Here is a 21,098-nt window from a genome sequence, read left to right as displayed (position 1 = left end):
GGCTATCTGGACCATCGCCCCCTATCGTGCCGCACCGGTATTTCGGGCCGTTAGCCGCCCCGGTTGCCCTTGGCGGTCCTCGAGTGAATGACGTCACGAGAGACCGTTTGTCGACCCGAACCTGACGCGTCGCGAGCGGTTGGAATTGTGATCCGGCAACGTAACAAGTTGTGCTCATCACATGACGTGCCATCCCGCTCAGGCACGCGGGGGACGGTCCTAATAGAGGCCTAAGGTGAGGTGCGCTGCTGCTTGACGGTAGTGCGGCGGCCTTGATGGGCCTCGTGGGCTGTACCGCTCTCATCGATGGAACAGTGACGCCGGACACCGTGGTCGCTTCGGCCTAGCTGTGCTTCGTTGTCGGCTTCGGCGGCGACGTCTAGCATCCGAGAGTTCCAGCGGCAACAATCGCTGACCACCAAGACAATTCGCAGCTCGTGTGACTCAACTTGTTATCACCAGAAGCTTCGCTATCGACAAGGTAAACGTCTTTGTCTGGGCGTTCAATCAGGGCTGCAACATTGGTCCGACTGAACGCTCGGCCATAGACGTGCCGAATGACAGCGCTTCGACGGTTGTCAGTAGGTTTCACCGAGGCGTTGTCGTCACAGCTGTTTGATGTGCTCAACGCGTATGTCGACGCTGCCCGTTTGGTGGCCAACACCATTGGCACGTACGCTCCGACGTTGGAGTTCACCAGGTGGGTCGATTAGCTTAACGGCATCAAGACGTAAAGCATTGAAACTATGCCGGGCTTCGTGCTGAGGTGGTCTCCTGGGTCGAGGTCGGCTTGTGCGACGATAGTGCCCATCGCAACGGCGTGCAGATCAGTTTCGCAGATAGTTGTCTAAGGAGGCTCCACGGTGGTCGCGGCGGATCACACCCCGAGCTTCGCTCGCAAATTGGGCATCCAACAAGGCCAAGTTGTCCAAGAGTGGGGCTGGGACGAAGACACCGACGACGACATTCGCGCATCGGTTGAAGAGGCGTGTGGTGGCGAGTTGCTCGATGAAGATACCGACGAAGTAGTCGACGTCGTTTTGCTGTGGTGGCGAGACGGAGACGGGGATCTAGTGGACACCCTGATGGACGCGATCACCCCGCGCGCCGAAGACGGCGTGATCTGGGTGTTGACTCCCAAGACCGGAAAGCCCGGTCACGTACCACCCGCCGAGATCGCGGAAGCGGCTCCTACCGCCGGCCTGATGCTGACCTCTTCGGTCAACTTGGGTGACTGGAGCGCTAGCCGGTTAGTTCAGCCGAAGTCGCGGATCGGGAAGCGTTGATGCTGGGCTTCGGAGTCACCGCCCCGACTTCACGCTGCGCGACCAGAATCAGCGGTCTGTCATGCTCAGCGGCTATCACGGCACCAAGAATGTGCTGGTGGCGTTTTCTCGCTGGCATTCACCGGGATTTGCTAAAGTTTGAGGTGCACCAATTGCGCGATCGTCTGCCTGAATTCGAAAACGACGACAGCATGGCGCTGGCCATTTCGGTCGAGCCACCACCCACAAGATCTGGGCGACCCGGAGCGGATGCCTGTTTCCGGTGTTGTCGGACTTCTGGCCGCATGGTCAGGTCAACCAGCATTGCGTTGTGTTCAAGTGACACCACCGGCTACTCCAACCGTGGTACTTTTTTCGTCGATCGGTCGGGGATCATTTTGGTTCGCCGAGATGAAGCAACTCGGTGAGGTCCGCGATCAGCGGCTGTAAACTCACAGCTTTAGCTGCTCTAAGTGCTCTAAGGGTTTGAAGTTTGGGTGGCTGACCTTCGGGCGTGTAGCCTGCGGCGGGCATGGGGCGCGTAGCTCAGTGGTAGAGCTCTGGTTTTACACACCAGCGGTCGGCGGTTCGATACCGTCCGCGCCCACCAGTGCTTGTGCGGTCCACACAGATACAGCATTTTCTCAGGCTAACAGCCTGCCAGGCGACACCCCCCCCGGGGGGGGGGGGGGGGTAACTTCAATCGTCCTAGCACGCCGCGCCGCCTAGCATAGCGTTCGCCGGTGCCGTCCAAAACTCGAATTTTTTCGACGATAGCGAGTTATACAGATGAAATCAGAGATTTTCGTGACCGTGGGCTGGCGGTTTTAGTTTGCATCGCCGCGGACGTTGGCAAGTTACGTTCGTTTGGCAGTGTTCGGGATTCGGCGCGAACGCTTCTGCCTGAAACTGGGTATCTGCAAGTGGGGCTAACTACGACAACATGAACATACCCTGCTCGTCTTTGGCTGACGCGTCTGGATTGCAGGCTGGGGTGGGGCGTTGCTGTCCATCTAGACTGCTGGGATACTTGGGCAGTTTCCATAACTATGCCGCTCCTGGAAATTAATACCGTGAAGTTGCGACGGAAAACGTTAGGATTATTACGCTGCCACATTTATTCTGGGAGAGATACAGCCGGAGAAGTTGATAAATTTATTCATTTCGCTACTTGAATTACTATCGTTGTTATGTGGCTAGGAAAGATTCACGCTGACGGAAATCACAGTGGAATAATCGGATTTTAAAACACATCACTACGTGGATAAAAAGGTCAAAGCTAAATAATGTCAACATATTTCTGTGTGACAGCCCTGCCGGCCGGCAAGTATCACGTTGCCCACTGAAGTGATCCCGACCTATCCATTCGATGTAGTAGCATACATGTACGGGAAAGAAAATGGTATCTAGACCATCCGAATGCTTTTGTATTTAGTAACTAAGACTAGCGAATTACACTATAGCCTGTTGGAAGACCTTCGATAAACTATGTCAGAAATTTTGTATAAAGTTGGACTGTCAAATTTTGGCACAGCACGAAGGTCGCCTGAGTGAAGCATGCTGCGATGACTACATAGTAACTCCCTGATGGAACGATTGCCGCCGAGATAGCTATAGATGTGGAATCAGTGATTGTTGAATTGAAGCAGATGAACCAGTGGTGAAGCTGTTGGCGATCGGCGAGATGCAACGGAGTCAGCCTTCGTCAAATATTCGGCAGATAAATCTGTCGAGTTAGCATGGAACACGCTACCTCCAGATTATTGTTCCAGTCGCCAAAGCTTTTTCTTTGATGAGATGAAGTTCGAACTGACAATGGGTTACCATTTGATTATCATTCTGAATGATCCCATACTTGAGTTATGTAGAATTATTTCTGAGCACGACAATACGCAAAAGTATAGTTTGCTGATAACAGTCACACCTCAAATTAAATTTCGTGCTTATGGTTACTGCTGAGTCATATTTCTGATGACCTATTACTCGGAGATGGGCAACCACTTAGCGATTGAGGGTCCGCAAACATCAAATGTATTGTGTTGCACGACTAGCAAACGTTGACGAAAAGCGGATCCGATGACAATGAATAGGATGCGATGGATCCATGATAGAAACCCATGGGTCTGAATATAGTCATTCTATACAGCCAGCAGTTGTCAAGGGGTTCGTCACAGCCACTTCTCGAGAATTTGGCCGAATGCGTCCTAGGTGTTGGCAAATAAGTCTCATTCCGCGAGTCAGGTATCGGTTAAGACTTCGAAGTAATTGGGTCGCCGCCACTCAGTCAGTTTGGCCTGCGGGACTCCGACACCCCCGCTGGAATCGCCATGTGCTTTCAGATTGCACAAAAGATTCCATGTGGTCTCCGACCCCTACGAACTGTCAGACTCTATCAGCGGGCATGCCTGCGACTTAGTCGACTTGTTCCTGTTGTGCGCCCTTGTGGCCGAGATCGAAGGCCCGACGCTGACCGCAATCCATGCAGCCGGGGTGGCTCTGTTTTCGGGCCCGAGCTCATGAAGCTAAGAAGCAACTTGGTGTAGCCGCCAAGGACGTGGCTGCCAACCATGGTCGGACAACCCCCTGGGGTGACCCCTACAAGCGGGCCGCGGCCTCAACGAGCATCGAACCTGTCGCTCGACACAGCCGTTGCCGGGATCAATGCCTAGATTCTCCAGGTCGATCAGGCCTAGCGTGGGCCTCGTTTTGTGAACTAAAATTGTGGTGCAGCTGCTGAGATGGTCCGATTGACACGGATCGAGTCCTGGTGTGCAGCGCTTATAGACGTTCACATACGTCATCGTTTCAATCCGTGCCGTCATGCGCGTTCGGCAACTGCATCGACCGTGGTGATGGCCTTTGGCGAGCGCAAGACCTGGCTGCTTGAGCCCGGCGCGGGAAGTTTTCTCTGCGGTAGCTCATCAGGTCATTTAATGTCAAATTTTACATAAGGCTAAGGCTTTGACATGGCTGTGGTGACGAGGCTGGAGCGACTACGTGAGGTAGCGCTGGATCAGCATGGGTTCGTTACAACTGCGCAGGCTGTGAAGGAAGGTGTATCGCACGCCGAGTTGTCGGCGATGGTTGCCCGTGACCTGTTGGACCCCGTTGCCCATGGTGTTTACCGGAAGCCACAGGTTGCGGAGACCGAGTTCGATCAGTACCAACTGGCCGTGTTATGTACTGGCGTGTCCTTAGCCACGACTCGGTGCTGGCTGTGTGGGATAGGTCAGCGGCATCAATCTCGACCGTATCCACCGCACTGTCGCTCGTCGCCGGCGTATCTGTCGTACCGCTGGTGGACTTTACATTGTCCACTACACAGGACCTTGACGCGAGACAGGTGACATGGTGGCAAGGGATACCGATGGTGAACGTACCTACGGCGATTTTCCAGCGCATTTCCTCCGGTGGGCCGACCTACCTGATATGCTCAGCTCTGGACCGGACGACTGACTGCACCAGTTGTCTGCCTGCCCGGCCGAAGTCGAACAACTCGCCGCAGCTTTGGAGTCTCGCGATGGCAGTGGATGAGCCGTTCAACTTTGCGCAGTTGCTGGATCGACTAAAACCGAAAGACAAGTTGCCGTTGTCTGCTCGAGTCTTCCGTACCTGGATCACCCAAAATCCAGGACAGCTTCGGATCATCAACCGGTACGCGTTTGTGCTGGCTGGTCGTTGCAACAGTCGTTACCGCCACGCTTCAACGCGCCCGTAGATGAGTCCGGCGCCGCGTTGTTCCTGATTCAGGGCGGTACCACGATGCAATACCGTTTGCCCAGCATGGTCACTCGACCTACCCAAGACATCGGCGACCTGGTACGTGGGGACATTGATCGGTGCCTAACAGAACTGGACGTGACTTTCGGAAAACCCTGGGGACCACTGACGCTCGTGCGCGGAGAAGTTGAGATCATCGATGTCCCACACAAGCTCATCAAGCCACGGCGCTTCGACATGACTGTGCTACTCAACAGTGTTAATTTGCGACGAGTCCAGATCGAAGTATCCCCCCGAAGAAGGCCGGGCCGAGATAACGCCGAGCAGACTCCCTCACCCTAATTTACTGGATTCGGGCTGGCCTACCCGGACCACCTCCTTCAGCTTGGTCGATGCGTTGTCAGATTGCCCAGAAGGTCCGTGTCTCCACGGATCCATACGACCCCCGCCTGCGTTTGTCAACAACCGTGCCTGTGACCTGGTGGACCTTTATGTTACTGGCGCACCTTTACTCAGACGACCGGGCATCCGTCATTGACCGAGATCGGCGCAGCGGTCCAGGACATCCTTGCGAACCGTGCCGCCGAAACAAAGGCTACCGATGCTCCATCGCGGACATGGTCTGCAAGATTGGCCGTCTATTCGCACTAGGGTCCTAGCTTTGCCAAAGCCGCCGATTCCTCCCGGCTGACGATCTTCCTGGCCGACGCCGTCGCAAAAGTCAACATTCGGTTGGACCTCCACTCCCTCGTCTCTTGGCGGTCTACGTAGAGTTTGTCACTAACGTGAGAGCCGTTACGAAACAAAAGAATTCGTCTTGTATCTGACTAGCGGTGAAGTGGGCGCATTCATCTATTCGACAACGCCTAGATCAAACACGTTCGCATGGCAAAGATATATTCAGTCCCTCCAGCGCTCCCCGAGGACCTTCGTTGCGGTGGACACCTTCATTACCAGACGGAGCTCACGGTTCCTGCTAGGGATGAAGTGTTAATGCGCATAGAATGACAGCTTATCCTCGTCTATCGTATTGACGAGGATAAGCTGTCCCTCCACCGATTTCCGATGCAGCGACGGCTTTCCTTAGTGCATCTAGGAACATCTGTTTGCCGTATCTCTGTCCATTCCATGTAGTATTACATCGATTGCTAGGCGAGTAATCGAATACTCGGGTAGGCGGGAAAATCCCGCAGCCATGGTCTTCGACACATTGTCATCTTTGCGTACCACCTTGGTGGGACAGATAGCGAAAGAGGTACCGACTTTCGGTTCCCCGAGCGAAGTCCAAACGTACACGTGCGCTACTAGCTGCTATCCGTGCGGCGGGCCTGCTGAAACAGCCAGGTGGTCAGCAACTCCTTATCATAGCTTAACCCGCCAACATGTGGTTGTTATCCAGCCGTGTGGACTCAAACATTCGTCAACATTCCCTTGATACACGTATCGGCATACGTGCGGCTGCTGCCAGTAGCGACGCGGCGTCAGCAACATCCAGCCAGGACATCAGCTTGTCGGACTGTTCGGGCTCCATAACGTTAACAGCTCCTGCCGCAGGCCCGTCCTCGATGCGTTGCATCGCTGCTTTCTGCACGCATTTCCGCGGTTTGCTTATGCAGAACTATTGGCGGCTCGCTGAATGCGGTCCAGAGTCGCTTACTATGCGTGAAGCTCGATGCGCTTCATCTTGATGGCCACGATGGCACCTCACATTTCCTCTTGGCCCAGTGTATGGTGAATATATACCTACCATTAGGTAGCTGGATCGTGAGGTTTTCGCAGCGAAAAGGCAAGTTTAGTCATGTATAGGGCGATCGAACGTTTGGCGACCAAACTCGCGCTGTGCCAAGACATGAGTATGGGACTGCGTGAAATGCGGTCGATGGCCTTGCCCGAATTTACACATCAGTGGTTCGACGGTTTTTTTGTCGTTCGTGCTCACCGTCTTTGCACAGCTAGACGACAGTATCCCTGAAGGTCCGTTGTCGGTGCTGAGTTTGTATGGCAACGTCGGCGGCGGTAGGACGGGCGGTCTGATTCTCCGAGCGGCAGGGCGGTGCTGAAAAGCAGCAAGACGAGTACCGTCCGTCGTGCTGTTGTCGTCCGAGCAACAGCCGGCGACCAAGGCGGATCTATAGTCGCAGTGGATGCGCTACGCGGCTGATATGTGTGATACTGGTAGAGAATGTCCGCAAGTTGATTTAGGCACCGGACAGCCGGGTGACTGAATCTAGAGCAGACCAAGGGCGAGGTCGGGCAAAAGCTAGCGGAGGATTAGTGTCCCCGACACCGGGTCGCAAAGACTTTTCGTCAGTGAAACCGTTTCCCATCAATGTTCTCGATGATTTACGCTTCCGCCTAGCGCGCACCCGATGGCCCTAGGCCGAATGTGTAGATGACTGGCACCAGGGGATGCCGTTGGGTTACACCCGCGGCTTGGCAACCTACTGAACCTACTGATACGACTAGCGGTTTCGGGAGGCAGCGCTCAACCACCTGGATCAGTTCATCACCGAAATCAGCCTTCTGGAAAGTCATTTCATCCATCAACGGTCCCGGCATGAGGACGCCTTCCCGTTGCTGATCACCTACGGCTAGCTGGGGTAATTTCACAAAGTGATTTGAGTCGCTGACCGATCCGATGGCTCACGGTGGACGCGCCGAAGACACATTACACGTTTATCTGTCCATCTCTGCCCGGATACGGCTTCTCTGGCAGATCTGCCCGCACCGGATGAGGCGTTGAAAAGTATCGTGTCGGCTTAGAAGATGCTCATGGTGTTCCTTGGCTACGACCGCTACGGTGCCCATGACGGCGACTGGGGTGCAGCCGTTACCATGCAGCTGGGTCCTAACCGCTTGCATTGCTTTGTCATTCATCTGAACATGTCATGCCGATCGGCCGGCTCCCAGCGGAGACGCTCATCAGTCTAACCACTGAAGAGCAGCAGATCCTGGCTGGGCTAGCCAGGCATCGTTGTACTGGAACCGGTTATTCTAAACAGCAGTCGACCCGAACCTAGACATCGAGCTGTGGACTCCTTGATTCGCCGGTGGCACAACTGGGGTGGATTGTCGAGAAGTTTTGGGCGTGGATGGACTGCGATGAGAATTCAAAGAACATACTCGGCAGGGATGAGCTCTTCGACAACGTAATGGTAATGGTTTATAGGGTGACCAGTACCGACGCTTCGGCTTCCCGGTTGTACGGGGAGAACTACGACGCCTTCCAAACACCTGGTCGGGGCGGAATTCCCGACGCGTATCAGGGCTTTCCCCAAGGGGATTCTGCTCCTGCCGAGGAGTGGGTGCGAGCCAGGCTACCACATCACACACTGAACAACCCATGCCGTGCGGTGGTCACTTTGCCGCATTTGAACAACCGGAGCTGTTTGTCGAGGAAGTCCGCGCGTTCGTCTGCACGCAGCACGACACTAGCGTCGCTTGTGCGCAAGGATTTTTGCGCTCACACGGCAGGCCCGTATAGTCGGCGTGCTGATCGGCTACCGAGCTGATCTGGTGCTATAGGTGACCCGCAACGGGGTCATACGGTCGCGTATGTTCGGCCAAGCGGCTGCAAAGTTAGGGCAAGTTACCTACCGCGACAGCAGGATTGCCAGTGGGATGCATGTGGGCTTGTTGGCCGGTGTGGTCGGCTTGCCGGATATGGTGCTGCATGCAGCACCATATGTCAGATTCGGCCCTGGTTGATCGTGGCTACCGCTACGGCCAGTTGGGGTGTCATTGGGGAACTTACCGGGTGCACACGGGCGATGTCGTGGCTGCTATCATTGTTGTGCGGGCGCGATTCTGGCACGGCTGGATAAGCTCGGACCTAACACGTCCGGCATTCGAATCGGTAGAAGAGAACACGTCGGACGCTGCGGTGGTGTCGCTGCTGTAGGTGACGGTGGGCGGCGTGTCTGGGTTTTGGTTTACCGTGCGGTCAACACTTTAGATTGAATGGTTGGCTACAGCTCGCCTCGACATATCCGATTCTGCTGGGCTGCTGCGCGATTGGTTGACCGTAGCTAAACTATGTCGTCGCGTAGCGGACGACCGCAGCGTTGGTGGTGGTGGTGGTGTGTGAACTAGTCGTCGGCGGATCACCTTCGGGTGCGGTGCGTTCCCGGCGCCGTGACGCTGCCCGGCATCTCAGCCCCAAAGTGAGCGTTGTCGAAGCGGGTTTCGTCGGGGCGCTTGGCGTGTGGCAGGGAGGGCCTACCCGTACCACTATGAGCTGCAGATAGGGCCTAACCTCGATGACGGCCCGTAGGCAGATGTCGCTGATTTGCGTCGCGCGGTGATGCTGTCGCGGGCGGTTCAGGCGGAGGTCGCTCTACTAATTGGGCTGTCGATTTACCGTGGGTGGCCGTAGCGGTCTGCGAGTTTTTCCTCGACGGCCATCGGAGCCTGTGACGGTTTCGCTAGCTTCTCCTGACGGTGGGTGCGGATCTCTGCGTAGGCTAAATAGCCCAATCCAATTGGCGCGATAATGCCAAACGAGATCCATTGGATGCCATAGGACAGAAACGGCCCAGCGTCGAGATGCGGTATGTCGATCACACCGAGTCCGCCGGGTTGGTTATCGACCAACTGCAGATAGGACCCGGCCAACGGGATCTTTGTCAACCTTGCGACCTGTTCGATGTTAATCGAATACACCTGCTGGACGCCGTCCCTGGAGAACGGTTCTTTGTCTTTCATGACCGGTTCGGAGTCGCGCAGCCGAGCTGTGATACTTACGGCCTCGTTGGGAGGGCGGGGGATTGGCGGCACGTGCGATCCTGGTTCGGGACGCACGTAACCGCGATCAACCAGGACGGTCGGTCCATCGTCAACGACGAATGGTGCTAGCACCTCGAAAGCCTGGCCTGAATCAACCACTCGCAACCGGGCCAGCACCTGGACGTCCGGCAGATAGCGCCCGGTCGCCGTAACCTGGCGCCACTGAGATTTCGATGTCGACAAATCCTGGTGCGATAGTAAGGTTTTCACCGGCACCGGCGGCGTGTTGAGGGAATATTCGATCTGGTTGTTTTCCCGTGACATCCTGGTGTTCTTGCCCAACTGCCAGGGTGCGAGCACCATAAAACACAAGTAGGTGAACGCGGTAACCACTAAGGTCAGTGCGATCCAGCCTGGCCGCAATAATAACGCCAAATGGCGCATTAACTGTGTCCGTTCTGCGCGAGTCGCTCATCGAGCCAATCATGCAGGCCCGGCAAGGCGGTCTCGATGACGGCGAAAACCTCTTCGAAGTCATCGTGGTCGCCGTAGTAAGGATCCTCGACGTCAAGGGCATAAGCACCGGAGCTCGGGTCGAATGATCGCAGCATTCGTATCCTGCTGTTTTCGATCCCTGGCTGTCGCAACATCACAACGTGATTGCGGCTCAAGGAAACCACCAGATCGGCCGATAATAGGTGGTCGGCATTGACTTGGGCGGTACACTGGTCGGTGGGGGTAGCCATGGGCGCACAGGACCCGCGAGTGACCCGTGCGTCGGCTCCATCGCTCACAGGCGAGTTGCCGGTGCCTGCACTGATCACCAGCATTGCATCGCCCAGACTACACTGTCGGAGCTGGTCAGCGAACATTTTATTCGTCCATCGGCGAGTGGCAGATGTGGCCGGTACAGACGAACGTCACGTGCAGTGCAGTCAAATCAAACACCCGGTGCCCTCCTCAGCTCGTCCACTGGCGCGGCATGTATAATGCCGGTGGACGGATCAAGTCCGACAAGGGCGAAAACGCACCGTGCTATCAGTTCTAAAGTTGAGGTGGCTGCGGTTAGCCTGATATCGGCGGAACGTAGATCGGCCAGTAGCGGACCGATCCCATCGCAGAGGCTGTTCATCGCCCAGCCTCGGGTGCCGTACTCGGTCCGGCAGGCTCCGATCGCGTCTTCGGCTTGTTCGCGCTGCGGCGCCGCACTCAGCGACGATCCGTGCACATGGAGGGGGGGTGTGCCATTAGCTGTACTTGTCACGTGATCATTGTCCTTGATGGGCGCACCTGGGTGGGACGGTGTTCATGACAGGCTCCCAAGGTGGCGCACTCGCACTATTGTTTCACGGATAGCGCGTCTGGACCACAGTGCGACAATTCACTTCGTACCGGTGCGCTATCACGGTGATCAGGCCGTCATGACCGCATCATGTTGGATTTCGCCGTCAACGTCCGTCCTAACCAGCCGTCGCAATGGCTGGTGCAACGGCTGGCTGAGCAACTGTTGAGTATAGTGAGTATGGCCCGCTACCCTAGTAGCGCCAATGTGTACCAGAGCTTAAGACGCGATCGCCGACCGCTATCACCGAGCCTGCGACGCGATGAGGTACTGCAGCTGGCCAAGGTGGCGGTAGCGTTCGTGTTGTGGCCCAACCTATTGCTGGCGCGGGCTGCGGTCGTTGCGCTCTCGCTTACCGAGCTGACCGTGGCGTTGGCTGCTGCCGAAGTGCCTTTGTGCCATACTATTCTCGAGCCGTCGTTCGCCTTGGATGGACCGACCTTACCTGAGCACGCCGATCTTGTTGTGGTGGGCAATCCGACTAAGTCCACTCCGGTATTGTACGCTGCGTGAGCAGCTGTTCGCTTTGCGCCGGCTCGGCTGGATTCTGGTGGTCCAGGAGGTATTCGCCGGTTCGCTCCCCGACATGCTGGTACTGCGCAGTCTGACCAGGACGTGGTCGTTGGTGGGATTGCGGGTGTGCTTATGCCCTTGGCTCGCCAGAAGTGCTGGCGCGGTTGGCTGCCCCACGGGGGCATTGGCCGGTGGGTACATTGCAACTGACGATTACCACGGCCTGTTGCGCCGCTGATGCCAACGCCGCGGTCAGTGCTGCACGGTTGGCGGTTTGGTGCGCCGAGATGGAGGCCGGTCTGGAATCGCTAGGTGTCGACGGTGTGGCTCCGTTCATATTGTTCAGCATGACTGATGCGAAACTAGTACGAAAGAGCTTGCAGAACAATGGAAGTACGATTTATCTGTATGACAGATTCTTAGATCTCGGCTAGCGGTATCTGAGTCCGGCAGTATGCTTGGAGTGGCCGCTGCTAGTCCAAGCTATTGCGTAGGTGATCGCCTGCGCGAATATTGGGAGGTGCCGATGAGTGCGCGGTTGGCTGATGTTATCGAAGTCTTGGATCACGCCTACCCGCCGCGGTTTGCCCAGTCTTGGGATTCGGTTGGTCTGGTATGCGGCGACCCCGAGGATGTGCTGGAGGCGATAACTATCGCGGTCGACGCCACGCCGGCGGTCATCGACGAAGTGCCCGATTCCGGCTTGTTACTGGTTCATCATCCATTGTTGTTACACGGGGTCGACACGGTGGCGGTCAGCACGCCGAAGGGTGCGTTGGTACACCGCCTAATCCGCTCCGGGCGTTCATTGTTCACCGCGCACACCAACGCAGACTCGGCATCACCCGGTGTGTCAGACGCGTTAGCACACGTCTTTGGTCTCACCGTCGACGCGGTACTTGAGCCTTTGCTCGGTGTGGCCAGCCTCGACAAGTGGGTCATCTATGTGCCACTCGAGCACGTAGCAGCGGTGCAGGCGGCGGTGTTTGAGGCTGGTGCCGGCCACATCGGCGACTACTCGCACTGCAGCTGGAGCGTAACCGGTACCGGGCAGTTCATGCCGCATGACGGGGCGTCGCCTGTGGTGGGTAGCATCGGCGCCATCGAGCGGGTGGCCGAAGACCGGGTTGAGGTTGTAGCACCTGCACGCGCACGGGCTGCTGTGTTATCGGCGATGCACGCCGCGCATCCCTACGAAGAGCCGGCGTTCGATATCTTTGCTCTGGTGCCTCCGCCTGGGGATGTCGGCTTGGGCCGCATTGGAACACTGCCGCGACCAGAATCGCTAAGCGCTTTCGTTGCCAGGGTTGGCGCCGCATTGCCGCAAACATCCTCGGGCGTGCGCGCCACGGGAGACCCCGACATGCTAGTGTCGCGGGTCGCGGTGTGCGGTGGCGCCGGGGATTCGTTGCTGAGTCTCGCTGCTGTCGCAGACGTTCAGGCGTATGTCACGGCTGACTTGCGGCACCATCCAGCCGACGAACATCGGCGGGCTTCAAATGTGGCGCTAATCGACGTCGCGCATTGGGCAAGCGAATTCCCGTGGTGCGGTCAGGCTGCTGACGTGCTGCGATCCCATTTCGGTACAGCACTGTCGGTGCGGGTGTGCACTATCCGCACTGACCCGTGGAATCTAGGCGCAAGAAGAGTGAATGATGTGAGCGATAGTGGGAGAGATCAGTAATGAAAGACGAAGTAAACAAGAACAACAACGTTTTCGCGGCCGGAGTTGTCGAAGTTGGATGATGAGTTGTCCCGGATCGCGCACCGGGCCAACTATTTACCGCAGCGGGAGGCCTACGAGCGGATGCGGGTCGAGCGCACCGGCGCCAATGATCGGCTGGTAGCTGTGCAAATTGCGTTGGAGGACGTAGATACCCAGGTGTTTCTACTCGAGTCGGAGATCGACGCGATGCGACAGCGTGAAGACCGGGATCGGTTGCTGCTCAATTCGGGGGCAACGGACGCTAAGCAGTTGTCTGATCTGCAACCCGAATTTGGGACCTGGCAACGCCGTAAGAACAGCCTGGAAGATTCCCTGCGGGAGGTTATGAAGCGCCGCGGAGAGCTGCAGGACCAGCTGACTGCAGAGCTAGGGGCAATCGAGAGGATGCAGACCGACCTGGTCGGTGCTCGCCAGACTCTTGACGTTGCCTTTGCTGAGATCGACCAAGTTGGCCAGCCGCATTCCTCACAATGCGATGTGCTGATCGCGGAACTGGCCCCTGCTCTCTCCGCGCCTTACGAACGACTGTGTGCTGGGGGTGGGTTGGGTGTCGGGCAATTGCAGGGACACCGTTGCGGAGCCTGTCGAAGCGAGATCGGCCGCGGAGAGCTGTCTTGCATCTCGGTGGACGTCGACGACGAAGTAGTGAAGTACCCGGAATCTGGAGCTATCCAGTTGCTGGACAAAGGATTTTTCCAGTGAAAGTTATCATCGAGGCTGACGGTGGGTCGAGAGGAAACCCCGGACCAGCCGGATATGGCGCAGTGGTGTGGATAGCTGACCGTTCGGCTGTGCTGACGGAGACCAAGCAGGCAATCGGCAGAGCGACGAACAACGTCGCTGAATACCGTGCTCTAATAGCGGGGTTGGACGATGCTGTGAAAATGGGTGCCACCGAGGCCGAGGTCTTGATGGATTCTAAGCTGGTCGTGGAACAGATGTCGGGGCGGTGGAAAGTCAAGCATCCCGACTTGATTGAGTTATACGTACACGCCCAGACGTTAGCATCGCGGCTGGCGAGTGTTAGTTATACGTGGATTCCGCGTACCCGGAATTCGCGCGCTGACCGATTGGCCAACGAAGCGATGGATGCCGCGTCTTGCGCTGAAGGCCGAGTTGACCAAGCCGCTACGCAGCTTGCTCAGTCCACGAAAGCTGTTGCGAAGGAATCGCAAACAGCGCCAGGTTGGACGGGTGCGCGAGGTACGCCCACCCGTCTGTTATTGCTGCGACATGGCCAGACCGAACTGTCGGTGCAACGTCGCTATTCGGGACGCGGTAACCCGGCACTAAATAACGTGGGTTGGCGTCAAGCTCGAGCTGCGGCGCGGTATTTTGCGCAGCGCGGCGGCATAGCCGGAGTGGTCTCCTCGCCATTGCAACGGGCTTACGACACCGCGGCAACCGTCGCCGACTTGCTGGGGGCCAACTTGACGGTTGATGATGATCTGATTGAAATCGATTTCGGCGCCTGGGAGGGGTTGACGTTTGCCGAGGCCGCCGCGCGCGATCCGCAACTGCATCATTGTTGGCTGCACGACACTGCCACGTTACCGCCGGGCGGTGAAAGCTTCGATGATGTGCTGGGCCGGGTGTGCTCGGCGCGTGCACGGATCATCGCTGAATATCAGGGCGAAACGGTGCTGGTGGTGTCACACGTCACACCGATCAAGATGCTGCTGCGGCTCGCGTTGGATGCCGGGGCAGGCATCCTGTACAGGCTTCATCTTGACTTGGGATCGTTGAGCATTGCTGAGTTCTATCCCGATGGCGCGTCTTCGGTGCGGTTGGTGAACCAAACCGGCTACCTCTGAAGCGTGTCGGAACGATCCTCATACCCAAATCAACCAAGCGACGATTAGTGCAGACCGGGAAGTAAAATAGGTGTAAGGATGGCGCTCTGGTTGGTAGATGTAATGCCGCCACTCGTTTTCGTAGTTGATGAAGCCTCGAGATTGAAGTATGTCCTTTAAGTAGTCAGCCGGTTCGCGAGTTGGTCGCCCTGGATCCGCGGGTCGAGCGTATGGACAAGGGCGTTGAAGCAGTCAAAGCTGATTCCTATATCCCATATGATTTGTCTGAGAATCGCGCCCTACGGCCCGGTGGCGGTGTAATCGATTAGGGGCTTGTTGGGCCACGTACGGCTGGGCGGGTATAGACCAGGAGCGCCACCAGCGTGAAGTCCACCGTGCTGCCCTGATTATGTCTTGACTGCTCGGCGATTTACCCGACGCTGAAGATGGTCGATTTGTCGATGCACGGGCAGAATTGGACTTTCATCCGCTGATCGCTGCGATCGTTACCCACGAGGCAAAGTAGTTAACTGTCCACTGTGTACGGCAGCAATTGTATATTTTCAAGATGAAGTTTCGCTGATCCAATTATTGTTGTGTGCGTTTGAGTCCTTCGGTTGCATCACGAGTGAGAATGCACTTTGACGTCTTGTAGCTGGCAACGGGTTCGCCGGTGAAGTTGTGCGCCGTAAATTAGCGGATGTCCTGCAGTGCCATAAAGTCCAATTGGAGCAACGGGTTCCGGCTGCGTTGAGGCGATACCGTCGGGTACGGCAGAATAAGGATGCGGCCAACCATCGCTAGGAGCTCGGCGATCCTGCCGGCAATGCTGGATTGAATAGGTTTTGAATAGGGTCTTGACAACCGGGTCCACAAAAATATACTGATTCCCCTCAGTTGTTAACTCAACCAGTTTGAGTCGCTCGGTGGCTACGGTGGTGCAGCGCGTTGAGCACTACATGTAGCCTTCATCCAGGCAAAGTGTATGTTCAAAGCAGGTGCGTGGCAATCAATGCAAAGTGGACCACTATGCTAAGTATAGCACTGAATATCGACTATGTCCAGTCATATCTACCAAATCAAGCCCAACAAACTGGGCATGAATCGATTACGTAAAATGATTGCACATATTGTACCACCTTTGGTTTTTTTGATTCTAAACGACGTAATCGTACGGGATCTGGAATGTTGATATTGCATGCGCTATATTTTTAAAAGCGAGTAGTTATGTGCATTGAGTGGCTGGTGATACAGCAACTGGCGTTTTCAGCTAATGCGGGATCGGATCCCGGATGAACGTGTGCGCCTGGATGCATGGCCGGATCCTGTCGACGTTCCGAATTCCCGACCAATGCTTGACTGGTCAACACAGCCGAACGGCTTCTGGTGTAGCCGTGGGTATCGCGACGTCGAATTGGTTTAGCTCGGTTACGACCGCCACTTCGACCGTTGCTCTCGGGTATAGAGCTACGCGCCATTAGTGGGCGTTATGCACCAGGTAGCTCTCGGCGGGCTATTTCCCGCGGAGTGATAGCGGGTTGCGGACGCGGTGGTACTTCGTGTGCTCAGTCGGGTCGATCTGCTAGGGAATGAGCCGGCGTATCTTACTCAGATAGACTATTCATGTTCGACGAAAAACAGCTCGGCTGGTGTTATTTGGCCAACTTGACCATCATTTTCCAATGACAATGATGGTCGTTGCCGATAACAAGCTATGTTGTCCCTGGCCCCGGAACTCCGCAACGAGTACCGTGCTTATTGCGGACGAGTTGGCTGGGCGGCCGCGGCTCGTGTCGGTCTGAAAGGCCCGGTAACGAGTCGAGGAAAGTCCGGACTTCACAGAGCAGGGTGATTGCTAACAGCAATCCGAGGTGACTCGCGGGATAGTGCCACAGAAAACAAACCGCCATCCTCGCGGTGGTAAGGGTGAAACGGTGCGGTAAGAGCGCACCAGCATCCCGGGTGACCGGGATGGCTTGGTAAACCCCACCCGAAGCAAGGTCAAGAAGGCTGCACTACAAGTGCGGCCGCGCAGGCGTTCGAGAGCTGCTCGCCCGAGCCTGCGGGTAGGCCGCTTGAGGCACCCGGCAACGGTGTGTCCAGATGGATGGTCGCCGCCGCGCCACCGTAGGCAATGCCGCGTTGGCGGGGAACAGAATCCGGCTTATAGGCCAACTCGCCCGTCATCTTTTGGTTTGATGGCCCAGCTCAGCGCCACGCTTTGCGCACCGCCTTATCGAGTTTTGCGCAGCACTGCGTCGAGTTGTTTACGGCAACAGTCGGCCAGGTTGGCCTCCAACTGGGAAGAGCAGACCATAGGTATAAGGTGTCCTCGCCGGCGGTGTTCATGGCCTCGGTCTGGTGAATCAGATGTTCGCGGCTGACTACGCTGTCTTGGTGATTGTCCAGCAAAGTGTGGATGGCCTTGTCCTACTGTGACACGTGGTTCGCCCCGGTCGGTGCCGCGGTGTAGCGGAGTAGCTTGGCGCACTGAAGGATTCGATGTGATGTTTACCGCCCTGGCCCGCTTTGTTCTGTTGGGCAGCAGCTTTCTCGGCCTTGCGGACCCGTTTGTGGGCCGAATCAACGGTGCAAGGTGCCGGTTTTTCGTCGACCGGACCGGCCGGGATGTCGGCCATCACCGAATTTAGGGCGTCGAGCAGACGGAAATGTCGCTGCGACTGCATAGCGATCAGCTACTGCCGCAGACCGGTCTTATAGCGGTGCTGCGCGCCCTCAACCAGACGTTTCTGTACCGGTTCACGCACCAGCTCCGGTGCCCGCTGGTTCAGTGGTGTTGTTAGCCGCTCCTAAGAAACTCGGTGTCGTGCGCCATGCTTAAGATAACTAGCAAGCTCGCGCAGTTTTTGAGGATCCACGCGCCGTTGGACCATTCGAACGAATCCCGGAAATCACGCATCTGATGCACGGCGTCTTATGTGTAAGCGCGCACGGCGCGGTATCAGACCAGCAGTTCGTCAACTTGCTGTGCTAAGGTTTGGTGTATTGGCTCCTCGGGGGCCGTGTGTCGTGCGGATGCGACGTTGTGTCAGGCGTCCACGTCAGGTTGGAGTCGTGAGTGGCGGGTACGACACCTTCATCGAGCAGTCGGTTGCTTAGCCGATCCAACAGCTCGTATTTAGCGTCCCCATTGACGAATTTCAGTTCCCATTCGAGCCAATGTTGTTCGGCCGGATCCCAACCGGAGCTCGCCGAATTGCTGACAGACCACGCGGTGACATAGTCTTTGTTGAATTACGCCAAGCAAGGTGCCGTTGATTCCTTACAGGACTTGGCTTTTCCGTTGAGTGGTGCTTCGCGCGATGGGCTTTACCTGGCGGTCGCGAACAATGGTCAGCACCACATCCAGTAACTCGGTTGGCACCGTATAGCCGTATGCGACCAAAGGCGTGCGCGGATCTCGATACGGGCATCGCTTCTGGCCGGCAACTTTAGATGCCAACCTGCGTCGGGGCCACTAGTGCGGCGCCGCAGGGTAATGTTATTGCGAGCCAGGTCCTGCTTCGGCGTGTCGAAATAAGTAGCATCCAGTAGATTGCGTCGGTAACTTCTCGACGCGAGCCACCACGGCGATGCCCTTGAAGGACAGGGACACTGTCGACTCGACCACGTCGAACTTGCGTTCCACCTCCAAATGGCCCGATCTTTGGGCCCGTTTATCCGCATTTTCGCCTCCGATGAAGGTTCTGTGGCGTAGTCCTGGGTGGATGTAGAACAGGAATCCCTGGTGTGCTATAGCACATATGCGTGGTTACTGGTGAATGTCGCAGCCTGCGCGCCGGCGCATCATCCAGCAGCGACGGGCCATAGTGCGTAATGGTATCTGTTAGCTCAAGGACATTTCTGATGACAGCCTGAAAATTTTGTCGTACAATATGTCATGTCGTTTGGCACTGCGCTGAGCTTGGCTTAGGTACGTTGTTTTGCGATCCTGACCACACCTAAAAGACCTGCTAGTCGGTGTGGAAACACTTGTCGGCCAACGACTTTAGAGAGATTGCGCGGAGACGCGGCTAGCTTTTCAGAAGCAGTGCTCCTCAGCAGGGAAAACCGCGCTGGCCACTTCCTCTGCGTACTGCATTGCGGCACGCCGCAACTCGCCAGCGATATCAGCATACTGCTTGACGAAACGTGCCACCTTACCGCTGCTTAAACCGGCCATATCTTGCCAAACTAAGACCTGGGCGTCGCAGTTAAGACCCGCACCGATCCCGATTGTCGGAATGGTTAATTTGCCGGTGATCTGGGTGGCTAACTCGGTCGGCACCATTTCCATTACGACGGAAAATGCTCCGGCTTCAGCAACGGCAACGGCATCAGCGACGGTTTGTTCGGCGTCGCCGCCGCGGCCCTGTACCCGGAAACCGCCGAGGCTGTTGACGCTTTGCGGTGTGAATCCGATGTGCGCCATTACCGGAATGCCTGCTGCGGTCAGGCACGCGATTTGTTCAGCTACCCGCTGGCCGCCTTCGAGTTTTACGGCGTGTGCACCGCCCTCCTTCATAAATCGGGTGGCGACAGCCAGCGCGGCAGTGGGTCCGGGTTCGTAGCTGCCGAATGGCAGGTCGGCGACGACCAGAGCGTGCCCCGCACCCCGCACCACGCCGCGAACCAGCGGGAGTAGTTCGTCGGCCGAAACCGGCACCGTGGTGTCGTAGCCGTACACCACGTTGGCCGCTGAATCACCCACCAGCAACACCGGGATACCGGCTTCGTCGAAAACCCGAGCAGTCGAATAATCATAGGCTGTCAGCATGGCCCACTTGTGGCCTTCGGCCTTCATTTTTTGGAGATGCTTGGTGCGTATTTTGGTGCGCTGTATTGATTGAATGGAGGATGTAGAAGGATCAGCCCCATAAACATTAACATTCTGCTCAGACATCACTGGCCTTTGTGGTTAGGTCGGGTTCGCTTCTCGTGGCCCTGAAGAAGCTGGTTCGGTAGGGTCCCCGGGTTCGTCTGACCCTGTATAGTCTGCCATCTCTTTTGCGCAGTTGCACCATCTGGCTCTGTGAGACATACCATCGACGCATGCAGCGGTTTAGTGGGCTAGATGCCAGCTTCCTGTACCCGGTGACCTCCTCGCAGCCCATGCATGTCTGTTCGATTATGGCACGTGGACACCTCGACGATGCCTTCCGGCTACCTCTTTGACTGGCTGTGCGCACTATTGCTGTGCATCAAGGCGATGCCGGAATTTCGTGGACGGCTCACCAAAGTAGTTAGCTAAACCTTGACCGTCCGGTCTTGGTGGACGATCCGAACTTCCATGTGGACCGCCATCTGCATTGCATCAGGTTGTCACCTCCAGGAGAGCGGGCCAAACTTTCGGAAATCTGTGGCCATATAGCGTAGCTGCCAGTGGATCGCCGACGACCATTGTGGGAGATGTGGGTGATCGAAGGCATGATGGTACCGGCTACCATCACAACGACGGCCGCGTGGGGGTGATGACCAAGGTGCACCGTGCTGGCCTGGACGGGTTGACTGGCGCCAACCTCATGTCGCGGCTGTGTGCCACAGAAGTTGATAAGCTCCCGCCGGACCCTGGTAGATTGCGTCGACTATGTCACTGGCTGGTAGATCGCCGCGGGCGGGTTCTTGTGGTTTAGCCATCCGGCCATTGGCTCTGGTCAATATGTTGCCCGGAACGGTGTCCTCGGTGATCGCGACGGCCTGACCATGGCGCGTCCGTTCACAGCGCCCCGAACGCCGTGCAATTCGCGCAATAAACGGCCACTGCAACATCGTTTACGTTGAACTGGCTCTTGAGGAGATTAAAACGGTGAATAATCACTTCGGTGTCAAGGTCAATGACGCGGTAATAGAATTGTTTTCGGGGTGCTTTGACAAAATTTCGGGTGAGCGCAACGCGTTGCCCGATTCGTCACTGGTGGCTCGGGTGCCAATCTCCTTGCATGACAGTCCAATCAGCCTGTTAGCAAACGGGTTTCGGGGTGTGGTATCCATGATTACAGACCCACTTTGCCGAT

The 21,098-nt window shown here is 56.6% G+C and carries 15 protein-coding genes, 1 tRNA gene, 1 other RNA gene and 6 pseudogenes; 17 read left to right on the top strand and 6 right to left on the bottom strand.

The window, feature by feature from the left end; all coding sequences use genetic code 11:
• Positions 1 to 557: 557 nt before the first annotated feature.
• The 8 genes and pseudogenes from ML_RS16145 to ML_RS08355 all read left to right on the top strand — a co-directional run bounded on the left by ML_RS16145 (position 558) and on the right by ML_RS08355 (position 5,327).
• Complete coding sequence (locus ML_RS16145) at positions 558 to 713, top strand: hypothetical protein (RefSeq protein WP_231846583.1); 156 nt, start codon at positions 558 to 560, stop codon at positions 711 to 713.
• A gap of 150 nt (positions 714 to 863) precedes the next feature.
• A complete protein-coding gene (locus ML_RS08380; RefSeq protein ID WP_010908452.1) occupies positions 864 to 1,286 on the top strand; it encodes a DUF3052 domain-containing protein in 423 nt (140 codons plus the stop codon).
• A pseudogene (locus tag ML_RS08375) lies at positions 1,286 to 1,755 on the top strand (redoxin domain-containing protein). Before ML_RS08380 ends, ML_RS08375 begins: the two are co-directional and overlap by 1 nt.
• Positions 1,756 to 1,800: 45 nt before the next feature.
• Positions 1,801 to 1,875 (top strand) — tRNA-Val (locus ML_RS08370).
• Between the two features lie 1,730 nt (positions 1,876 to 3,605).
• Positions 3,606 to 3,785: a hypothetical protein gene (locus ML_RS08365; RefSeq protein ID WP_145985190.1), complete on the top strand. Its 180-nt coding sequence runs from the start codon at positions 3,606 to 3,608 to the stop codon at positions 3,783 to 3,785.
• Positions 3,786 to 4,231: 446 nt separating this feature from the next.
• Positions 4,232 to 4,381: pseudogene (locus ML_RS19205) on the top strand (type IV toxin-antitoxin system AbiEi family antitoxin domain-containing protein); the annotation flags it as partial.
• A gap of 62 nt (positions 4,382 to 4,443) precedes the next feature.
• Entirely contained in the window at positions 4,444 to 4,983 is a 540-nt protein-coding gene (locus ML_RS16140; protein ID WP_049769793.1) for a hypothetical protein, read from the top strand.
• Positions 4,944 to 5,327 carry a hypothetical protein gene (locus ML_RS08355; RefSeq protein ID WP_049769792.1) on the top strand — a complete coding sequence of 128 codons (384 nt, stop codon included), beginning with the start codon at positions 4,944 to 4,946 and terminating at the stop codon, positions 5,325 to 5,327. The genes ML_RS16140 and ML_RS08355 overlap by 40 nt, the downstream gene beginning before the upstream one ends.
• Before the next feature lie 1,078 nt (positions 5,328 to 6,405).
• On the opposite strand, the gene ML_RS16135 is transcribed toward ML_RS08355, so the two are convergent.
• Positions 6,406 to 6,561 (bottom strand): hypothetical protein, encoded by a 156-nt coding sequence (locus ML_RS16135; RefSeq protein ID WP_231846582.1) that lies wholly within the window; start codon positions 6,559 to 6,561, stop codon positions 6,406 to 6,408.
• Between the two features lie 734 nt (positions 6,562 to 7,295).
• Here ML_RS16135 and ML_RS08345 point away from each other — a divergent pair.
• Together ML_RS08345 and ML_RS19200 are read left to right on the top strand one after the other, a co-directional pair.
• A pseudogene (locus ML_RS08345) lies at positions 7,296 to 8,469 on the top strand (epoxide hydrolase N-terminal domain-containing protein).
• A 201-nt stretch (positions 8,470 to 8,670) separates the two neighbouring features.
• On the top strand, positions 8,671 to 8,886 hold the full coding sequence (locus tag ML_RS19200) for a hypothetical protein (RefSeq protein ID WP_414085490.1): 216 nt from the start codon (positions 8,671 to 8,673) through the stop codon (positions 8,884 to 8,886).
• A 455-nt stretch (positions 8,887 to 9,341) separates the two neighbouring features.
• Here ML_RS19200 and ML_RS08335 read toward each other — a convergent pair whose 3' ends face one another.
• The 3 genes and pseudogenes from ML_RS08335 to ML_RS19195 all read right to left on the bottom strand — a co-directional run bounded on the left by ML_RS08335 (position 9,342) and on the right by ML_RS19195 (position 10,974).
• Complete coding sequence (locus ML_RS08335; protein ID WP_010908451.1) at positions 9,342 to 10,154, bottom strand: SURF1 family cytochrome oxidase biogenesis protein; 813 nt, start codon at positions 10,152 to 10,154, stop codon at positions 9,342 to 9,344.
• A pseudogene (locus tag ML_RS08330) lies at positions 10,154 to 10,595 on the bottom strand (arsenate reductase/protein-tyrosine-phosphatase family protein). The gene ML_RS08335 and the pseudogene ML_RS08330 overlap by 1 nt, the downstream one beginning before the upstream one ends.
• A 55-nt stretch (positions 10,596 to 10,650) precedes the next feature.
• Positions 10,651 to 10,974 (bottom strand): HAD family hydrolase, encoded by a 324-nt coding sequence (locus tag ML_RS19195; protein ID WP_414085489.1) that lies wholly within the window; start codon positions 10,972 to 10,974, stop codon positions 10,651 to 10,653.
• A 157-nt stretch (positions 10,975 to 11,131) separates the two neighbouring features.
• On the opposite strand from ML_RS19195, the pseudogene ML_RS08320 reads away from it, so the two are divergent.
• From ML_RS08320 to rnpB, 5 genes and pseudogenes are all read left to right on the top strand, one after another.
• A pseudogene (locus tag ML_RS08320) lies at positions 11,132 to 11,996 on the top strand (Rv2231c family pyridoxal phosphate-dependent protein CobC); the annotation flags it as partial.
• 95 nt (positions 11,997 to 12,091) lie between these two features.
• Positions 12,092 to 13,249 (top strand): Nif3-like dinuclear metal center hexameric protein, encoded by a 1,158-nt coding sequence (locus tag ML_RS08315; RefSeq protein WP_010908450.1) that lies wholly within the window; start codon positions 12,092 to 12,094, stop codon positions 13,247 to 13,249.
• 45 nt (positions 13,250 to 13,294) lie between these two features.
• On the top strand, positions 13,295 to 13,993 hold the full coding sequence (locus ML_RS08310) for a zinc ribbon domain-containing protein (protein ID WP_010908449.1): 699 nt from the start codon (positions 13,295 to 13,297) through the stop codon (positions 13,991 to 13,993).
• Positions 13,990 to 15,105 carry a bifunctional RNase H/acid phosphatase gene (locus ML_RS08305; RefSeq protein ID WP_010908448.1) on the top strand — a complete coding sequence of 372 codons (1,116 nt, stop codon included), beginning with the start codon at positions 13,990 to 13,992 and terminating at the stop codon, positions 15,103 to 15,105. Before ML_RS08310 ends, ML_RS08305 begins: the two co-directional genes overlap by 4 nt.
• A 1,744-nt stretch (positions 15,106 to 16,849) precedes the next feature.
• An RNA gene (rnpB, locus tag ML_RS08300) (RNase P RNA component class A) lies at positions 16,850 to 17,267 on the top strand.
• A 25-nt stretch (positions 17,268 to 17,292) separates the two neighbouring features.
• Here rnpB and ML_RS08295 read toward each other — a convergent pair.
• Positions 17,293 to 18,784, bottom strand: a pseudogene (locus tag ML_RS08295) (CYTH and CHAD domain-containing protein).
• Positions 18,785 to 19,126: 342 nt separating this feature from the next.
• Positions 19,127 to 19,987, bottom strand: a complete 861-nt coding sequence (gene panB / locus ML_RS08290) for a 3-methyl-2-oxobutanoate hydroxymethyltransferase (RefSeq protein WP_010908447.1) — start codon at positions 19,985 to 19,987, stop codon at positions 19,127 to 19,129.
• Positions 19,988 to 20,355: 368 nt separating this feature from the next.
• On the opposite strand from panB, the gene ML_RS16130 reads away from it, so the two are divergent.
• On the top strand, positions 20,356 to 20,460 hold the full coding sequence (locus ML_RS16130) for a hypothetical protein (protein ID WP_306455873.1): 105 nt from the start codon (positions 20,356 to 20,358) through the stop codon (positions 20,458 to 20,460).
• Positions 20,461 to 20,555: 95 nt separating this feature from the next.
• Entirely contained in the window at positions 20,556 to 20,717 is a 162-nt protein-coding gene (locus tag ML_RS19190) for a hypothetical protein (protein ID WP_330998105.1), read from the top strand.
• Positions 20,718 to 21,098: the final 381 nt, after the last annotated feature.

Source organism: Mycobacterium leprae TN (assembly GCF_000195855.1).
In the GTDB taxonomy this organism is placed as follows: domain Bacteria; phylum Actinomycetota; class Actinomycetes; order Mycobacteriales; family Mycobacteriaceae; genus Mycobacterium; species Mycobacterium leprae.
The sequence above is the reverse complement of the archived record's forward strand: the minus strand, read 5'-3'. Positions and strand labels throughout refer to the sequence as shown.